Raw genomic sequence first — 18,327 nt, forward strand, 5'->3', positions numbered from 1 at the left:
AATTGAACAAAATTATCCGAATTTTTTCTATCCGTTTTTTTAATATTTATTCACAATTTATTGCACTATTATCAACCAAATTATATATTTACAGTATTATTCAGACTTATGTGAAAAAATTAACTATATTTTATTCAATTTCATTAATAATTTTCTTTTGCATCTCTTTTTCCGCGCAAATTCCGGGGCTGATAAATTACAGTGAAGAAAATGGTCTAAACAGTTCCTATACTTACAGGCTAAGCCAGGACAGCAACGGATTTATCTGGGTAGGAAGCGATAACGGACTGTTTAGATTTGACGGAAAAGAATTTAAGCAATACAGTAAAAAGAACGGACTCAAAAACATTGATGTTCTGGCATGTTATCCTTTATCAAACGGAGAAATCTTTATTAATCCTTTTTTAAACGATTTTGCTTATCTCAAAAACGGGAAAATCATTAATTCCGACACTAATAAAGAGCTCAGAAAAATACAATTCGGACATAATCCGGACATTCATATCAATAAAGATTCTCTCATCATCTACACCACTTACAATCCAAAGAGTATTTACATTTACAAGAACGGAAAAGTAACTATAATCCCTTTATTCATAGGTAATAATCCAAATATAGTTTATTATGCTTTCGGTTTTGATCAATCTAAAAATCTACTTTATTTATCAGATCAACAGTCAAAAATAACTGCGTACGATATTGTAAGTAAAAAAATAACTCCGTGTAATATTTCATCAAAAAAAGGAACTGCAATTTCCAGAAAAGGAGATTATTTTATTTTCAGGTTTAAAAGAACAATTGAAATTTATAAAAGAGAAAATAATTTTCATTTTAAAAAGCTGCAGTCTTACACGATTAATGAAAATATCCATCAAATGATTGTGGACAAGAACTTTAAAATTTGGCTTTGTCTTGAAAAAGGAGGTTCATTGTACTTCAAAGAATCTTTATTAGAATTAGAAAAGATAAAAATTTCTGCGCCCACAAGGATTTTAGACAATTATATTATCAATGACATCATGATGGATAAAGATAATAACGCATGGTTTTCTACCAGAAACAACGGTATTTTTTTCATCGCTGACAGGTTTTTTAAAAATTATATTCATTTACCTATTAAAAACAATTCAGGTTATATTACTGCTATCACTAAAAATGATAAAAATATCATCTTAGGTTATAATGAAGCAAAAAGCGGAATTTTTAATTCAAAAAAAATAGAAAATATCACTCTTGAGAAAGACAGAAAAATTGAACATAAAGCCATTTTTGCTAAAGGGAATACCATTATTTTTGGACTGAGTTTAAGTCTGATTCAATACAATACAGCTACCGGAAAAAAAGATATTTTATGTGAGTGCAATATTAAAAATATCATTCCATTTACTGAAAATTCGGTTCTTCTTTGTACGAGTGATGCGCTGACAACCTATAATTATATCAACAAAACCTTTACGGAAATTCTGAAAGAACGAGTTTACAACGCTTTGCCTTACGATAAAGACAGTATTTTTGTGGGAAGCTTCAAAGATCTGTACAAACTCAATATCAAAACAAAAAAGAAGCGTCTTTTTCTTGAAGGATATTATTTTACGGATATCAAAAAGCTCAGACCAAACGTATATTTGGGATCAACCAATCTCAATGGGATCATTCTGTTTAATAATAAAGGAATTATAAGAAAAATCACAGAAAAAGACGGACTTACAACAAGCCAGATCAAAAAAATAGAGGTTGAAAATGGAAATACCTTTTGGGCAAGTACAAATTCAGGGCTATGCAGAGTTGAAATTCAATCTAATAAATTAAAAATCAACAACTTTACACAAACAGACGGACTTCCTTCCAATGTTATTGCAGGATGTGTTATAAAAAATGACACCATTTATGCAGGAACCTCAAAAGGATTGGGCGTTTTACCTATTAAATCACTTTTTACTCAGCAAAAATTTATTAATAAAAAAGTAATTATTAATTCCGTAACCATTGGAAATAAAGAATTTCTCGATCTTAATCACCAATTCATCGGTCAATCTCCGAACAATGATATTATTTTTAATCTTAGTTTTCCGGATTACTCCTCACAAGGAAAAATAAAATATAAATATAAGATTGATGGGCTTAATGAAAACTGGCAGACCAGCAATTCATCAACCATTACATTCAATGCAATCCCGCCCGGAAAGTATGTTTTTAAAGTTTTCGGATTGGGTTATAATGGTAAACAATCTCAGGTTTCATCGGATCTTTCTTTTGAGATCAAACCTCAATTCTGGCAGACATGGTGGTTTAAATTTTTATTGATTATTGCTTCCGCAGCTCTTCTTTTTACTTTAATCACATTTTATTTTCAGAAAAAAAGAAATAAAAAACTCGAAACCCTGTATTACGAGAAAAAGATCGCCGAGCTTGAATTACAGGCGATAAAAGCACAAATTAATCCTCATTTTATTTATAATTGCCTTAATTCTATTCAGTTTCTGCTTTATAAAAAAGATTATCCGGAAACGGAAAATTATCTTGATATTTTTTCGCAAATGATTAGAAAAACGCTTCATTATTCAGAAAAAACCTTTATGCCGATTAAAGAAGAGGTTGAGTATCTTTCTTTATATTTAAATATGGAAAAACTGCGTTTAAAAGACCAGTTTGAGTACAAAATCTCGGTTTCAGAAAAGGTAAATGAAAACTGGACCATCCCTTCTTTATTGATACAGCCTTTCGCCGAAAACGCCATTAAACATGGGATTGCCAACCTTAATAAAAGAAAAGGAATCATCGAAATTTCATTTGATCATATTGATTCTTCACTTTGCATAACGATCGAAGATAATGGCGCAGGAATAACAAATAAGTCTGAATCTATCGCAAAAACCAACTCATTTGGGGTAAAATTATCCCAGAAAAGAATTGAAACCTTCAAACAGCTTTTTGAAACTAATATCGAATTGGAAATCAATAATTTGTCTGACACTCAGCAAAAATCTGGAACCCAAATTAAACTATACATAAAACCATATGAAAACCAAAACACAAGTCTGCATCATTGATGACGAAAAAGACGGAAGAGATTATATTTCTCTTTTATTAGAAAATGAATTTCCGGAAATTCAGGTTGTATTTCAGGCTTCAAGTGTAGAAGAAGCTTATATTTATCTTACAAAAAATACGCCTGAGATTCTGTTTCTGGACGTACAGCTTAAAGACGGAACAGCTTTCGATCTGCTCTCAAAATTCCGTGAAATTGATTCCCAAATTATATTTATTACGGCATTTGAACATTTTGCCATTCAGGCCATAAAGAACGGAGCTACCGACTATCTATTAAAAGCTATAAAGAAAATAGACTTTATTATTGCGGTAAATAAAGCCTTAGAAAATATCAAGAAAAATAAAAATTCGACGGTTCAGCATTCCAATCAAAATAAGATAAGTCTTCCTACGCTGCAAGGTTTTAAACTAACCAATATTACCGACATCATACGCTGCGAGGCAGATTCCAGCTATACAACATTTTATCTTTCAGACAAAACCAAAATTATTGTATCTAAAACACTCCATGAATTTGAGGAACATCTTTCTGAGCATAATTTTTTCAGAATTCATCATAAGCATCTTATAAATCTGTTTCATCTCAAAGAATATATCAAAGGAAAAGGCGGGCAGGTTGTGATGACGGATAATTCTATTCTGGATGTTTCTGTTCGTAAAAAAACCGATTTTCTATATAAAATTGAACATTTAGACTAGGTACAGTTATTAGAAAAACGGATACACTTACACATTTTCGATAGGGAAATACTATTGATCCTGATACTTTTGAATTTTAAAAATAAATTAATTCAGAATAATCATGAAAAACATTAAGAAGTTATCCAGAGAAGAGTTAAAATCAGTAAGTGGCGGTTATTCGTGCTACTGTGGAAATGATTATGCGGGCGATTTTGTCTTAGTACAAACCTGCGTGAGCGTATGTTCCATGTGGGATATTTTAAAGCCTAAACCGAATAATCCAAATTAAAATTAACCCATTTTAATTGCTAAAATACCCTGTAGACTACTGCAGGGCATTTTTATGTATATAAAACATTTTATTAAAACTAAATCACATTTAAGAGAAATGAATCTACACTTATTAGTTAAAGTTTAACACTTGCTAATTCACAATAACGGGATATTAAATATCAGAATACTTTTATGAAACCAACATAAAAAATTAATAACCATGAAAACAAAAACATTTTTAACCGTTATCGGTTTAGTAACCTCTCAATCCTTATTCTATTCTTGCAGTGACGATAATGACAGCAATATCAATATGGAAACTGAAAATAATCAGAGTAAAAACCTCGTTTCAACCAATTCTTTCAATGGAGCTACTGTTAATGTTGATATTTTTAATCATTCTGTAAGTTTTATTAAATCTAAAGTCGGTTCACAGGGAGCCAGTTATGTACTTACACAAAGCGATCTTAATCAATTTTATCAGATTGCACAAATTCCTAATGCTCAGAGATTATCTTTAGACAAGGTAAATAGCATTATTTCTCAAACGGCTAATATGGCGCAGTTACCATTTGATCAGGTTCTTGAACAGCTTGGTTATTCTGATATGGCAAAAGATCTGGCAATAGCAATTTCAAACAATTATATTCCAGATCTACAGCATAATCAGGGATTTCAAAATCTTGCCTCTAACGAAAGACAGTTTATCGAAAGTTTAAATGATCTTAGATTCAACTATGAACAAGGACTTTTAAATACCAATGTTTTCAGTAAAGACGGCGGCCCTTTCATTGGCGGAGCAATCGGAATGGGTGTAGGATTCATGGTTGCCGGGCCAATCGGAGCTTTCGTTGGCGGAACTGTAGGTTGGTTCGTAGGTGGATATTTAGAAAGTAAATAATTCTTTCATTATGGCTTTCAACTTAAAAAAATTCAAAACAATATTTACTATTATGGGCATTTTGCTCATAATAGTAATTTTCTCCTTTCATAAAAGTCCTTCACTGGATAATAAAATTAAAGATCTGGAATTTGATAGCAATTCTATTTATTTAATACAGCGAGGAACTACAGGAAAATTGGGAAATGTAGCAAAGGATTTCAACATCAGCAATAAATATGCTTCTCATTTGGGAATCGGTTTTGTGGAAAATAATACATTAACCGTTTATCATGTTTATGTTAAAAAAAATGATGAAAAGAATAATCTGTATGTCGAAACAATCAGTGATTTTATAAAACCTGATGATCTGAATTATCTTTCTATCTGGAAGATTAAAGACATTGATAAGATTAAATTTAATGATGTAAAACAATCTCTTATCAACTCAGAAAAAGAAAACATCAGCTTTGATTTTGATTTCGATGAAGGAAATAAAAAATATTATTGTTCCGAATATATTGTTCGCGAACTTGAAAAAAATAATATTACAATAATGCCCGAACATCAAAAAAATCTTATCGGTATGGCAAAACAGATCCTAAAAAAAGACACGCTCAACTACTTTCCTGTTGACGGTTTTGAAAACACCCAAAAAGCCACAAAGATTCTGGAATGGATAAAATAATTCTATAAAAAAGCTATTTCAGAAAACTAATTATCAGAAAAATCAAACCAAATCATCGAGTATTAATTTCTAAAGTTTTTGTTGGTTTTTGATCTATAAAATCAATGTCACATTATGATAAGAATGTATTTTTTCTCGTTTTTCTTTCTTTTAGGATGCCTTTTGAATGCGCAGGCTCCATGTTCAGATTTCAATGATCCTAATATCCCTCAGGGACTTTGGACTCCGGCTCCCTATCCAAACGGTCAGGTTGGTGTTTCCAGCGGAAACCCAAATGCACTGGACGGAACACAGTATATCATATTAGACGATAAATCTGGCGGTTCTTGGTATATTAACCCCTCAGATTTTAAAAATTTAGGGCAAAAATATTTAGGACAGTGTCTTTATTTCGATTTTTATCTTGAAAAAGACGGAGGTTATGGTGCGCCAATTCATCCTACAATTTATATTATGTCGGGAAGCCAGATCATCTCATTTGTAGCGAATGTTACCGTAACTCCGAACAGCGGTTGGGTGCGTGTTCGTGCACCTATAGCCAATTGTACGGGAGGTGTTCTTCCTAGCAGTTCTGAAGGAACATGGACGATGTCGGCCGGAATGACATGTGCAGATTTCAATAATGTGATGAATAACTCCACAGCCGTAATGGTATCTCCGGATTACACATCAAGCCCAAGCGAAAGAGTGTATTATGATAATATTTGTGTAAAATCTTGTGACGGTTGTACGGCAGATTTCAAACTTGAAACATCATTCAACACAACATCCAGCGCATCTACTGCGAATTTAACTCTACTTAATCCGATTCTTGTTTCAACTCCCGGAAATCCTGGAAGTTCATATAGTGTAAATTGGGGTGACGGAAGTGCTGCACAAAATTATATCCTATCTACTTTATCCCACAATTATACGAATCCTGGAACTTATACGGTTTGCGTAACTGAATCGAGAGAGAAAAAAGTAGTATGCATCAGATGTTTCACTTTCTGTTACACGAAAGATCGAGTAGCTACAAAAAATGAATCCGGTCTTGATTTAAAATCACCAGTTGCCGATCTGGAAGCCATTTCAAAAGCCGAAATCAGCCAAGCGGAACAAAAAGATGTTTTTATGGTTCCAAATCCTGCCAAAAGTTTTGTCGAAATACAGACTACTCTTTCTAAAAAAGAAACTGTTTCTGTAAGATTGATCGATGTTTCAGGAAAAACAGTTCTTGAAAAATCTGAAAACCTTAACAGCGGTCGCCAAAGTATTAAGTTAAATATTGAAAAACTGATTCAGGGAAATTATATTGTTGAAATAAAATCAAACGGAAAAACCAGTTCACAAAAACTGATTATTTCTAAATAAACTAACATAGAATTAAAATAATGAAGGCTATCCCAATACGGATAGTCTTTTTTATGAAATTACCACAGTGAATTGCAAAAAATAAATTAAATTCGGTGTAAGTAAAAAATTTGTTTTAATGATACAACTTCCTTTTTCTAAACTTTCCGATGTAGGAACTACGATTTTCAGCCAGATGACGCAATTGGCCAATGAAAATGAGGCCATCAATTTATCACAGGGATTTCCGGATTTTATGCCCGATTCTGAATTGTTAAATCATGTAGATCATTTCATTAAAAAAGGTTTTAATCAATATGCACCTTTGGGTGGAATGATTGGTTTAAAGGAAGAAATTGCAAGAAAAATTGAAAACAGTCACCAAGCTGTTTATCATCCCGATTCAGAAATAACCGTTACTGCAGGCGGAACACAGGCTATTTTTACAGCCATTGCGACTTTCGTTAAAAAAGATGATGAAGTGATTATTTTTGAACCTGCTTATGACTGTTATGAGCCTACTGTAGAGCTTTTCGGAGGAATTGTAAAACGATTTGAGATGAAAGCTCCAGATTATGAAATTGATTGGAGCGTTGTGAAAAATTTGGTTTCATACAAAACAAAAATGATCATCCTTAACAATCCGAACAATCCTTCAGGAAAAATTTTAAAGGAAAATGATATTCAGGAATTGATCTCTATTGTAAAAGACACTCCGATATTGATTTTGAGTGATGAAGTGTACGAAAATATTGTCTTTGACGGAAAACAACATTTAAGCATCTGCAAATATCCTGAATTAAAGGAAAGAAGTCTTTTAGTCGCCTCTTTCGGAAAACTTTTTCACGTTACAGGCTGGAAAATTGGCTATTGTGCCGCGCCAAAAGCTTTAACGGATGAATTCAGAAAAGTACATCAATTTAATGTCTTTTGCGTGAATACTCCGATCCAGTTAGCTTTGGCTGAATACATGAAAAATGATGATCATTACAATCATTTGAATCAATTCTTTCAGGAAAAAAGAGACTTTTTAAGACAAGGTTTAGCCAATACTTCTTTTGAATTGCTTGATTGTGAAGGAACTTATTTCCAAGCGTTGAAATATGATAAAATTTCAGATAAAAATGATTTTGAATTTGCGAGTGAATTAACAATCAATCATAAAATTGCAAGTGTGCCGTTTTCTTCTTTCTATAAAAATAAAGTGAATGAAAATGTGATTCGTCTGTGTTTTGCAAAAAAACAGGAAACTTTGGAAAGGGCGATTGAAAATTTGTCTAAACTATAAAATAAAAGCAGTAGAAATTTCTACTGCTTTTATTTTTTCAATATTTATTTTTTAACGCTTCCATCTCCTAAGTCGTTAAATATTGTGTAATATTTTTAATTTTATAAAAACATTCCGCCGGAAGCTTCGATTCTTTGTCCGTTCACCCAACCTGCATCATCAGTACACAAGAAAGCAACTACTCCACCGATATCATCCGGCAAACCTGCTCTTCCTAAAGCTGTAATGCTGGCAACCATATCGTTCATATGTTTGTCATCTCTCGTTCTTCCGCCGCCAAAATCAGTTTCAATAGCGCCCGGAGCAACAACATTGGCTCTGATTTTTCTTGAACCTAATTCTTTCGCCATATATTTTGTCAGCATTTCAACTCCTGCTTTTATTGAACCGTAAACAGAAGATCCAGGCAACGCAAATCTTGCTAATCCTGAAGAAACATTCACTATTCCTCCTCCATCATTAATAAAAGGCAAGAATTTTTGAGTTAGGAAAAATACTCCCTTGAAGTGAATATCTACAACGTCATCCAACTGCTCTTCTGTAACCTCAGAAATCGGTGCATATAAAGCTGTTCCGGCATTATTTACAAGGAAATCTATGTTTCTGCTTCCTGTGTTTTCTTCCAAATGATCTCCAACTGTTTTGACGAAAGCGTCGAAGCTCTTAATATCTTTTGTATCTAATTGATAAGCAATTGCCTTTCTTCCCAAAGCCTGAATTTCTTCAACAACTTTATCCGCTTCTTCCTTGTTGCTTCTGTAAGTGATGATGACGTCAAGACCTTTTTGAGCAATCTTTAACGCTGAATTTTTTCCCAATCCGCGGCTTCCACCGGTAACTAATGCGATTTTTGTTTGTGTGTTCATTTTGTTGTTTATTTTAATGAGACAAAGTTGCGACAATTTACCACTGATGTGTTTGCTCAAATCAATCTGATATTTGCAAAATTCAAATCACGAACGAAATTCTAAAGGCGTAACCCTAGTTTTTCTTTTGAAGAAGTTAGAAAAATGGGCAATCTCCTCAAATCCTAGTGCATAAGAAATTTCTGAGACATTCCATTTTGTTTGTTTTAAAAGGATTTTTGCTTCCTGAATCATTCGGTCTGCAATAAATTCAGTTGTTGTTTTTCCTGTATTTTCTTTTAATTTCTTGTTTAAATAATTGACATGAACTGACAATCGATCAGCGTAATCTTTTGCTGTTTTGAGCTGTAATCTTTGTTCATTGGATTCAATAGGAAACTGTCTTTCAAGTAATTCTATAAATAAAGTTACTACTCTTAATGAAGCATCATTTGAAGTCGACAATTTTGTAGCAGGTTGTAATTTTTGTCCGTAATGGATGAGTTCTACCACATAATTTCGGATTAAATCATATTTAAAAATATAATCTGAAGCGATTTCTTTTTTGATTTTAAAGAAAAGTTGTTCGATTTCATTGGCTAATTCGTCATCAATTTCAAACAAAGGAATATTTCCAGGCTGAAAAATCGGTAAATCTTCAAGAGAACTTCTTGAATTGTTTTTAATGAAAAAATCTTCCGTAAAAACACAAAAACTCCCAGACTGATCAGGATCTTCGGGAACCCAATGATAAGGAACTTTAGGCGTTGCAAACAACAAAGCATTCCCTTTGATCTGAATAACTTTATCTGCATATTCTGCCCTGTTTTTTCCTCTGATAAGACTGATTTTGTAATATTTCCTTCTGTTGTAAGGCATTTCAGAAGTGATCTTTATTTTTTCAATTGTTTGAGCAATATCAAAAACATTGAAGTGACCAATATCCTTGTGAAGGCCTTTAGGAAAGATACTTTCGAGGTCTTTTCCGAGCTTGGCTGTCATTTCTTTATAAAAATCTTCCAAAGAAGCGTGTGCAATTTTTTCCATGACCTTTGGTTTGTAAAATTCAAATATAGGAAGTTTTACGTAATTGAGATTAAGACAATTGAATTATAATTTTTAAGTATTCTTTATTTTTTTTATGCAAAGTCTGCAAAGATTTTTTGACTACTAAAAGTTCTAACGTTTACAAAGACGTTCTACTCAACAGAGTTCGAATTTTTCTTCTAAGAAATCAAATATTATTTAAAAAAGTCCAACAAATGTGATTTACTAATAATAATTTTTCATAACTTCGTTTTCACTAACTCACTAAAAATCAATTACTATGAAAAATCAAAACGTTCCTAAAGGAAAAAAATTAAACAAAAAAGAATTAAGAACCATCAAAGGAGGATTACTAGACTGCATCGATCCATGGACCGGAGGATGCAAAAAAGTATCATTAAGCTGCGCACAATTGCAATGCAGACCAGAATTACCGTAGTTAAAATAATATATTTTCAAAAGGAATACCGCTCTGTTTTGAGCGGTATTTTTGTTTGCAAAAAACGCTCCCAAAATACATTGGAAGCGTTTTTCATTTATAACTAACTTTAATATTCTCTTATTATACGTTGAATCTGAAGTGCATAATATCACCGTCCTGAACGATATATTCTTTCCCTTCTACAGCTAATTTTCCAGCTTCTTTGATCTTAATTTCAGAACCGTATTGTACATAGTCATTAAACTTAATAACCTCAGCACGGATAAATCCTTTTTCGAAGTCTGTGTGAATTACACCTGCAGCTTGAGGAGCAGTCCATCCTTGTCCGATTGTCCAAGCTCTTACTTCTTTAACACCAGCCGTGAAATACGTTTGAAGTTTCAATAAGTCGTATGCTTTTCTGATCAAACGGTTAACACCCGGCTCAGTAAGTCCAAGTTCTTCAAGGAAAATCTCTCTTTCTTCAAAAGTCTCTAATTCATTGATATCAGCTTCAATTTGTGCTGCTAAAACAACAACCTCAGCATTTTCATTTTTAGCCATTTCCTCGATCTTAGCGATCCAGTCGTTTCCGTTTTTGATAGAATTTTCATCTACGTTACAAACGTACAATACAGGCTTGTTTGTTAAAAGCTGAACATCATCAATAATTGATTTTGCAAAATCATCCATAGGGAATTCTCTTGCATTTTTACCGTCTTCAATAAATTTTTCAAGATTTTGAAGTGTTTCGTATGTTAAAATATCATCTTTCTTTCCAGATTTGATGAATTTTTTAGCTTTTTCAACTGCTTTTCCAACAGTTTCAAGATCTTTCAATTGAAGTTCAATATCGATAATTTCTTTATCTCTCATTGGATCAACCGAACCTTCAACATGAATGATATTTCCATTATCAAAACATCTTAAAACGTGAATAATTGCCTCACATTCGCGGATATTTGCTAAGAATTGGTTTCCTAATCCTTCTCCTTTGCTCGCTCCTTTTACAAGACCGGCAATATCTACGATCTCCACAACAGCTGGTAAAACTCTCTCGGGATTTACTAATTTTTCCAATTCAAACAATCTGTGATCCGGTACTGAAACAGTTCCCAAATTCGGTTCGATTGTACAGAAAGGATAGTTTGCTGATTGAGCTTTTGCATTGCTTAAACAGTTAAAAAGAGTTGATTTACCAACATTCGGTAAGCCTACGATTCCACATTTCATATATTCTTAGCTTTTAGAAATAGTTTTCACTATTGCTCGTTAAAGGTGTGCAAAGATAGTGAATTTAGTATGAGTTTCATAATAAAAAAATCTGCCAATATTCTGACAGATTTTCAATAATTTTTATATCACCAATTTGGCTTTTATGGGTTATCACCTGTAGCATTTTGGGCTAAAGGAACGTCGTTTGGTGCATTCTGTAAGGTTTTATCTAAAGTAAATAGAGATTCATCGGTAGCTCTGTCACCGCCGGCAATTTTTAATTTATCAATTAAATTAGATGCTAATGTTTCCTCCTCGATCTGTTCCTGAACAAACCACTGCATGAAATTCCACGTCGCCCAGTCTTTTTCTTCTAAAGACAGATCTACAAGCCTGTAAATTGAGGTTGTGTTATCAACTTCGTGTCTGAAAACACCATCAAAACAATCTGTTAAAGACTCTGGATCCTTTGGTGGAGCGGGAATAGCGTCTACTTTCGGTTTTCCTCCTCTGTTCAGTACGTATTCCATAAACTTGATGGAATGGTTCCTTTCTTCCTGCGAATGTCTGTAAAGAAAGTTGGCAATTCCCTGATAGCCTTTATCATCAGCCCAAATTCCGTAAGATAGAAAAATGTGTGAAGCATGAATTTCTTTATTCATTTGATCGCTTAATGCTTTTTCCATATTGTCGGAAAGTCTTTTAGTATTCATAATGTATAATTTTGTGTGATTAATAGTAATGATGCAAAAATGATTCCGAGAAGATTATTAATTTTAATTAAAACACTTCAAACAAGTTTATAATAAATTGAAATTCATTGATTTAAATTGATAATTTATAGTTATTCTAAAATATAAAAGATCGATTTATTACAATTATTCCTATTTTAGAATCTTATTAACCATACAAATTATTATCATGAAAAATTTAAAAAAATTAGACAGAGACGAGCTGAAAAGTGTTTCGGGAGGTGGATTACTTGATCCGGTATGTAAACTTCTTTGTTCATTGGCTGACACAGGACTTATTAATTTAACACAGGTTCAAATGCTTTTGTGTCCGGATTTGGATTGTTTTAATCTGAGTAATTAAACAAGGATTTTATTACTTTAAATCCATTAAAAAAACGAAACCAGCTCTTTTGAACTGGTTTTTATTATTTTACTAAAGAAAATCATTTCACTTTTTTTGCCATGTAATCGCTTTCGTTTCCTAATCTGTCGATGGCTTTGATGGCAATGGCATTTAATGTTTTGCCGTCTTTATTTTTAGGAATATCTTTTGTAAGATTTTCTATCGTTAAAATTTGAGTTTCCCAAACTCCGTTATACTGCGTGAAAAGTACCCATTGGAAAACGTCTTTTATATTTTTACTGCTCCAACTTGCCTGTATTGAACTTCCGTTATCATTTGTGAATAATGTCGGAGTTTGTAATGGTAAAGCTTTTATCCAAGGACTTTTTGGAACTAATGCTTTCTCTTTATATGGTCCGTTTTTTAAAGTTGGTAACATGCTTGAATTTTTGGTCAATCCTGCAATACTCCAATGAACTTCTCCCGCATCTTTTCCTAAAATCTGTCTTGATAATTCGATCTGATCTTTAATTTCTGTCGGACGGTCTGAAGATTTTATTTCGACTGTATTTAATCCCGGCCATAAGTGGCGGTTCATTGTATTTTCAGATTTCCACCAATTTAATAACGCCCCGAAAGGCTGACCTTTTGATTCGATTGGCCAATATAATTGTGGCGAGAAATAGTCTACCCAGCCTTTATTTAACCATAATTTAGCATCAGCATACAATTCGTCATATTGAGAAGAACCAACGATTCCTTCAGGATATCCGGGCTTCCAAATACCAAACGGACTGATCCCGAATCTTACATAATTTTTTTCAGCATGAATTTCTTTATAGATACGTTCTACGAATTTATTCACATTATCTCTTCTCCAATCTTCTCTTGATAATGTTCCTCCACTGCTTAGATAAGCATTCCATGTAGCATTATCAGGGAAATCTGCGCCCTTATTATAAGTTGCGTAAGGATAGAAATAATCGTCAAAATGTACGGCGTCGATATCATACCTTTTTACAATATCTTTAACGACATTGGAAACATGGCCTTGCGTTTTCGGATTGGCAGGATCAAACCAATACATTCCGTTTTTTAATCTTACAACAATGTCTGACAATTTATTTGCCATCGATAAACTGTTTGGCGAACCTCCGTTTGTATGATGCGCTCTGTAAGGATTTAACCAAACATGAAGCTCCAACCCTCTTTTGTGTGCTTCATCGATCCAAAATTGTAAAGGATCGTAATTAGGATAAGGCGCCGTTCCCGTTTCGCCTGTTAAGAAATATGACCAAGGTTCGATATTACTCGTATACAAAGCATCCGCAGAAGGTCTAACCTGGAAAATAACCGCATTGAAGTTGTTATCTTTCAACATATCCAACATGCTGATCGCTTCCTGTTTTTGCTGATCAACGGTTAGATTATTTCTTGAAGGCCAATTGATATTCGCAACACTCGCGATCCATGCCCCGCGAAATTCTCTGTTGATTTCAGGAAGATTAACTTTAAAAATTTCTTCTGTTGGTAGAGCGGTAACTGGTTTTGTCGTTACAACAGGTACATTTGGCTTTGAAGTATTGTTATTAGGTTTTGTCGAACTTTTTGTTGGAGCTGGTCTTACAACACTATTATTAGCCGTTTTTGCACTGCTACACGAGGCTAGGACGCCCAAAAATATGATGAGTTTTAAATTATTTATTTTCATAGTTTGCAAAACTACATTAAATTATTTTTTTAATTATATGATGTAATAAATAATCAGATGACTTTAACTAATTTTTATAATCACAAAAATAAGTTTTGGCTAAAGCCAATTTAATGATATAAATATTAAGAGCGGACTTTAGTCCGCTCCTATTGAATATACTAACCGGAAAACAAAAAAGCCCCGAAAAATTCGGGGCTTTGATTTATATAGAAAAAACTTATGAAGCTTTTCCTGATCTTTCGATTCTTCTTCTTTCTTCTTCAGAAAGTACTTTCTTTCTCATACGGATGAAGTTTGGAGTTACCTCAATTGCTTCATCAGATTGGATATATTCCATACATTCTTCAAGAGAGAATAAGATTTTTGGAGCAACTCCACCATCTTTATCTTTACCTGCAGCACGGATATTATTTAATTGTTTTGCTTCTACAATATTGATAACCAAATCTCCTGGTTTGTTTTGCTCACCAATGATCATACCTGCATAGATCTCCTCGCCCGGATCAACATAGAACTTACCTCTATCTTGTAGTTTCGCAATAGAATATTCAGTTGCCGGACCTTGACTTTTACTTACCAAAACACCGTTACTTCTTCCAGGAATTGCCCCTTTGAAAGGTTTGTATTCTGTGAAACGGTGAGCCATAATAGCTTCACCAGCAGTAGCAGTTAACATCTGAGAACGCAATCCGATCAAACCTCTTGAAGGAATTTCGAATTCCATGTGTTGCATTTCACCTTTAGTTTCCATAATGTGAAGATCTCCTTTTCTCTGAGTTGCCAAATCGATAACTCTTGAAGCAAATTCTTCTGGAACATCAACAACTAATGATTCATAAGGCTCACATTTTTCTCCGTCGATTTCTCTCAAGATAACCTGTGGCTGACCAATTGTCATTTCATACCCTTCTCTTCTCATTGTTTCAATCAAAACTGACAAGTGAAGAATACCTCTACCGAATACTAGGAAAGTGTTTGCATCACCAGTTTGTTCAACTCTTAATGCTAAGTTTTTCTCTAATTCTTTATATAATCTTTCTTTCAGGTGATTAGAAGTCACATACTTACCATCTTTCCCGAAGAAAGGTGAATTGTTGATAGAGAACGTCATGTTCAACGTTGGCTCATCAATAGAAGTTCTTGGCAATGGTTCAGGATTTTCAAGATCTACGAAAGAATCACCGATTTGGAAAGCTTCAAAACCGACAACAGCACAGATATCTCCAGCTTTAACTTCTGTAACTTTCTTCTTACCTAATCCTTCAAAAACGTAAAGTTCTTTTACTTTTCCTTTCAATACTTTACCGTCTGCCTGAGCTAAACCAATCCACTGAGATTCTTTGATCTCTCCTCTGATTACTTTTCCGATAGCAATTCTTCCTAAGAAAGAAGAAAAGTCTAGAGAAACGATCTGCATCTGTAAGTTTCCTTCTTCAACTTTCGGTTCCGGAACATATTGTAAGATACCATCTAATAATGGGAAAATATCTTCTGTTTGCTCTAATGAAGTGTTGAACCAACCTTGCTTAGATGAACCGTAGAATGTTGGGAAATCCAACTGTGCTTCAGTAGCATCAAGAGCAAAGAATAGATCAAAAACTTTATCATGAACTTCCTCAGGACGACAGTTTGGTTTATCAACTTTATTGATAACAACCAATGGTCTTAATCCTAATTCCAACGCTTTCTGAAGTACGAATCTTGTTTGAGGCATTGGACCTTCAAAGGCATCCACCAACAAAATAACTCCATCAGCCATTTTTAAAACTCTCTCTACTTCCCCACCAAAATCGGCGTGACCGGGAGTATCGATTACGTTAATTTTAACGTCTTTATAAGTAACAGAAATATTTTTAGATAAAATGGTAATCCCTCTTTCTCTTTCAAGATCGTTATTATCCATTATTAATTCTCCACTCTCCTGATTTTCTCGGAAAATGTTTGTAGCATGAATAATCTTGTCCACCAAAGTCGTCTTACCGTGGTCAACGTGTGCGATAATCGCAATATTTCTAATGTTTTGCATGAATGATTTTTACGGGTGCAAAAATAGTGTTTTTTAATTAAATAATTAGTAAGATTATGTATTATTTAACAATTTAATAATGAGAGTATTGAAAAAATCTGCATAAAAAAAGCCTATCAGCAATATGTTACGTCAAGTTTTGGCGCTGTCTACATTTACTTTTGTCTCATAGATTTCTTGCAAGAAAATATATAATTAATTATTTAACTCTTAAAAAAAATTAAAAAATGAGCACAATCCAACTCACAGATCAGTATACAGGCGAAACTGTAGATTTTATTGAAACAAGTATTTGGTACGATGGTACTACAACAATGACAGATAATGAATGCGATGGTGTCATCTACATTAAACACAACAATCTTTATTATAAAAGATATATTGAAGATCATATTAATGTAAAATGGTTTGGTGCAAAAGGTGACGGAATCAATGATGATACCCAAAGTATTCAAACTGCATTTAATTTCCTTCTCAATATGAGAGACGTAAGAAAAATTGATAATTCTACCTTTAATCTTTGTTGTTTTATTCCGGATGGTAGGTACAAAATTTCTAGTATGTTGCTTTTCCCTACTTCTTGTACCTTAAGAGGAGGTTCTCAACACGGAACTATTTTATTTACTGATGAGAACGACATTGCAGTTCTTTTCCCTACTGATGATGGAACTGCAATAAATTCTAATATCGAAAAACATGATTACACAATTATAAGTGATCTAACAATTGCCGGAAATTTTTACAAGATAAGTCCTTATGATTTCAGACCGGATATTCCTAGTGATTATGGAAAAGGAATTTTAATTGATAAAACAACAAAAATAAATATTCAAAATGTTGCCATTAAAGGATTTGAAACAGCAGGGATACATTGCAATGAGGTTAGTTATATTTATATAACCAATACTATTATACTTAATAACAGAATTGGTTTATTAACAACTAAATCTTCTATTGCTTCTACATCTGTTTTTGTGGTTAATACAGAAATAAGATTAAATTCAACAGGTATTTCAATGTCTGATTCTTATGCCTGCTATTTCACTAATTGTTTATTAGAGGCTAATTTTGCCCATTATTCTAAAAATATTGATTTCAATAAATCACCGGAATCTTCAGCAGGAATAGCGGTAACTCTGAAAAATTGTCAAAATATTAATTTTTCAAATTGTTATTTCGAGGCACATTTGGTAAGTATTGTTCTCTATTCTTCTCATTCTAATATATTTAATAATTGTTTCTTTGCTCCTGCGGCTGGAATATTTATGGATGGAGCCCTTATTCAACCTTACTTAGTATGGTTTTATGGAAATAATGCATCGGATAATAAATTTATTAATAATTATTATCTAAGTTCGGATGAAAATATTTCTCCTTATAAATTCTTCACTCATTTCAGAAATACTTCCACAGGAAATGTCTTTGAATTAACAACTAAAGAACAATTGGATTTATTTATTTCTCAAAATCAAGATGAATTCACAGAATTTGTTAACAATAATTGGAGAGACAATGCTCCAAAGTTTTTCTGTGACGGATCTAATGAGCAATTTATAGATGCAGAAAGAAGATATATCACCGATAAAACATTCGGATCATCTTCAGAACGTCCTGTAAATAATCTTTATAGCGGACAACACTTTTTTGATTCCACGCTAGGAAAACCAATCTACTGGCAAGGAATAAAATGGGTAAAAGCAGATGGAACTGATGCTTAATTAAAATGAAAGCCTCATCAATTGATGGGGCTTTCATTGTATAAAAAAGTTGTAAAAATAAATTAATACGT

Annotated in this window: 16 protein-coding genes; 10 read left to right on the forward strand and 6 right to left on the reverse strand. The window is 33.0% G+C overall.

Features of this window, described 5'->3' with window-relative positions:
* Positions 1-110: 110 nt before the first annotated feature.
* The 7 genes from SB689_RS03850 (at position 111) to SB689_RS03880 (ending at position 8,193) form a co-directional block, all read left to right on the forward strand.
* Positions 111-3,050 carry a histidine kinase gene (locus SB689_RS03850; RefSeq protein WP_410690813.1) on the forward strand — a complete coding sequence of 980 codons (2,940 nt, stop codon included), beginning with the start codon at positions 111-113 and terminating at the stop codon, positions 3,048-3,050.
* Positions 3,019-3,750 carry a LytR/AlgR family response regulator transcription factor gene (locus SB689_RS03855; RefSeq protein ID WP_410690814.1) on the forward strand — a complete coding sequence of 244 codons (732 nt, stop codon included), beginning with the start codon at positions 3,019-3,021 and terminating at the stop codon, positions 3,748-3,750. Before SB689_RS03850 ends, SB689_RS03855 begins: the two co-directional genes overlap by 32 nt.
* Before the next feature lie 103 nt (positions 3,751-3,853).
* Positions 3,854-4,021: a bacteriocin-like protein gene (locus SB689_RS03860; protein ID WP_410690816.1), complete on the forward strand. Its 168-nt coding sequence runs from the start codon at positions 3,854-3,856 to the stop codon at positions 4,019-4,021.
* A gap of 204 nt (positions 4,022-4,225) precedes the next feature.
* Positions 4,226-4,906 carry a hypothetical protein gene (locus tag SB689_RS03865; protein WP_410690817.1) on the forward strand — a complete coding sequence of 227 codons (681 nt, stop codon included), beginning with the start codon at positions 4,226-4,228 and terminating at the stop codon, positions 4,904-4,906.
* Between the two features lie 52 nt (positions 4,907-4,958).
* Entirely contained in the window at positions 4,959-5,573 is a 615-nt protein-coding gene (locus SB689_RS03870) for a hypothetical protein (RefSeq protein ID WP_410690818.1), read from the forward strand.
* Between the two features lie 114 nt (positions 5,574-5,687).
* A complete protein-coding gene (locus tag SB689_RS03875; RefSeq protein ID WP_410690819.1) occupies positions 5,688-6,926 on the forward strand; it encodes a T9SS type A sorting domain-containing protein in 1,239 nt (412 codons plus the stop codon).
* A 118-nt stretch (positions 6,927-7,044) separates the two neighbouring features.
* A complete protein-coding gene (locus tag SB689_RS03880) occupies positions 7,045-8,193 on the forward strand; it encodes a methionine aminotransferase (protein WP_410690820.1) in 1,149 nt (382 codons plus the stop codon).
* A 101-nt stretch (positions 8,194-8,294) separates the two neighbouring features.
* Here the strand turns inward: SB689_RS03880 and SB689_RS03885 are convergent, their stop codons facing one another.
* Both SB689_RS03885 and SB689_RS03890 read right to left on the reverse strand, forming a co-directional pair.
* Entirely contained in the window at positions 8,295-9,059 is a 765-nt protein-coding gene (locus SB689_RS03885) for an SDR family NAD(P)-dependent oxidoreductase (RefSeq protein WP_410690822.1), read from the reverse strand.
* A gap of 87 nt (positions 9,060-9,146) precedes the next feature.
* Positions 9,147-10,085, reverse strand: a complete 939-nt coding sequence (locus tag SB689_RS03890) for a helix-turn-helix domain-containing protein (protein ID WP_410690823.1) — start codon at positions 10,083-10,085, stop codon at positions 9,147-9,149.
* A 280-nt stretch (positions 10,086-10,365) separates the two neighbouring features.
* Here SB689_RS03890 and SB689_RS03895 point away from each other — a divergent pair, with 280 nt between their 5' ends.
* On the forward strand, positions 10,366-10,524 hold the full coding sequence (locus tag SB689_RS03895; protein ID WP_157886058.1) for a bacteriocin: 159 nt from the start codon (positions 10,366-10,368) through the stop codon (positions 10,522-10,524).
* 123 nt (positions 10,525-10,647) lie between these two features.
* On the opposite strand, the gene ychF is transcribed toward SB689_RS03895, so the two are convergent.
* Positions 10,648-11,739, reverse strand: a complete 1,092-nt coding sequence (gene ychF, locus SB689_RS03900) for a redox-regulated ATPase YchF (protein ID WP_410690824.1) — start codon at positions 11,737-11,739, stop codon at positions 10,648-10,650.
* Positions 11,740-11,882: 143 nt separating this feature from the next.
* The gene (locus SB689_RS03905; protein WP_410690825.1) at positions 11,883-12,434 is read right to left on the reverse strand and encodes a ferritin; all 552 of its coding nucleotides are present in this window, start codon (positions 12,432-12,434) and stop codon (positions 11,883-11,885) included.
* Between the two features lie 208 nt (positions 12,435-12,642).
* On the opposite strand from SB689_RS03905, the gene SB689_RS03910 reads away from it, so the two are divergent.
* The gene (locus tag SB689_RS03910; protein ID WP_410690826.1) at positions 12,643-12,816 is read left to right on the forward strand and encodes a bacteriocin-like protein; all 174 of its coding nucleotides are present in this window, start codon (positions 12,643-12,645) and stop codon (positions 12,814-12,816) included.
* 82 nt (positions 12,817-12,898) lie between these two features.
* Here SB689_RS03910 and SB689_RS03915 read toward each other — a convergent pair whose 3' ends face one another.
* Positions 12,899-14,509, reverse strand: a complete 1,611-nt coding sequence (locus SB689_RS03915) for a glycoside hydrolase family 10 protein (RefSeq protein WP_410690827.1) — start codon at positions 14,507-14,509, stop codon at positions 12,899-12,901.
* A gap of 220 nt (positions 14,510-14,729) precedes the next feature.
* Complete coding sequence (gene typA / locus SB689_RS03920; RefSeq protein ID WP_072412679.1) at positions 14,730-16,538, reverse strand: translational GTPase TypA; 1,809 nt, start codon at positions 16,536-16,538, stop codon at positions 14,730-14,732.
* Between the two features lie 227 nt (positions 16,539-16,765).
* Between typA and SB689_RS03925 the strand changes: the two genes are divergently transcribed.
* A complete protein-coding gene (locus SB689_RS03925; protein WP_410690828.1) occupies positions 16,766-18,256 on the forward strand; it encodes a glycosyl hydrolase family 28-related protein in 1,491 nt (496 codons plus the stop codon).
* Positions 18,257-18,327 lie beyond the last annotated feature (71 nt).

This window comes from Chryseobacterium sp. SIMBA_038 (genome assembly GCF_046535115.1).
In the GTDB taxonomy this organism is placed as follows: Bacteria; Bacteroidota; Bacteroidia; order Flavobacteriales; family Weeksellaceae; genus Chryseobacterium.

Excerpts from the sequence above, each read along its gene's own strand:
- SB689_RS03855 (WP_410690814.1), top strand. The coding sequence starts at position 3,019 with ATGAAAACCAAAACACAAGTCTGCATCATTGATGACGAAAAAGACGGA.
- SB689_RS03860 (WP_410690816.1), top strand. The coding sequence starts at position 3,854 with ATGAAAAACATTAAGAAGTTATCCAGAGAAGAGTTAAAATCAGTAAGT.
- SB689_RS03865 (WP_410690817.1), top strand. The coding sequence starts at position 4,226 with ATGAAAACAAAAACATTTTTAACCGTTATCGGTTTAGTAACCTCTCAA.
- SB689_RS03870 (WP_410690818.1), top strand. The coding sequence starts at position 4,959 with ATGGGCATTTTGCTCATAATAGTAATTTTCTCCTTTCATAAAAGTCCT.
- SB689_RS03875 (WP_410690819.1), top strand. The coding sequence starts at position 5,688 with ATGATAAGAATGTATTTTTTCTCGTTTTTCTTTCTTTTAGGATGCCTT.
- SB689_RS03880 (WP_410690820.1), top strand. The coding sequence starts at position 7,045 with ATGATACAACTTCCTTTTTCTAAACTTTCCGATGTAGGAACTACGATT.
- SB689_RS03885 (WP_410690822.1), bottom strand. The coding sequence starts at position 9,059 with ATGAACACACAAACAAAAATCGCATTAGTTACCGGTGGAAGCCGCGGA.
- SB689_RS03890 (WP_410690823.1), bottom strand. The coding sequence starts at position 10,085 with ATGGAAAAAATTGCACACGCTTCTTTGGAAGATTTTTATAAAGAAATG.
- SB689_RS03895 (WP_157886058.1), top strand. The coding sequence starts at position 10,366 with ATGAAAAATCAAAACGTTCCTAAAGGAAAAAAATTAAACAAAAAAGAA.
- ychF (WP_410690824.1), bottom strand. The coding sequence starts at position 11,739 with ATGAAATGTGGAATCGTAGGCTTACCGAATGTTGGTAAATCAACTCTT.
- SB689_RS03905 (WP_410690825.1), bottom strand. The coding sequence starts at position 12,434 with ATGAATACTAAAAGACTTTCCGACAATATGGAAAAAGCATTAAGCGAT.
- SB689_RS03910 (WP_410690826.1), top strand. The coding sequence starts at position 12,643 with ATGAAAAATTTAAAAAAATTAGACAGAGACGAGCTGAAAAGTGTTTCG.
- SB689_RS03915 (WP_410690827.1), bottom strand. The coding sequence starts at position 14,509 with ATGAAAATAAATAATTTAAAACTCATCATATTTTTGGGCGTCCTAGCC.
- typA (WP_072412679.1), bottom strand. The coding sequence starts at position 16,538 with ATGCAAAACATTAGAAATATTGCGATTATCGCACACGTTGACCACGGT.
- SB689_RS03925 (WP_410690828.1), top strand. The coding sequence starts at position 16,766 with ATGAGCACAATCCAACTCACAGATCAGTATACAGGCGAAACTGTAGAT.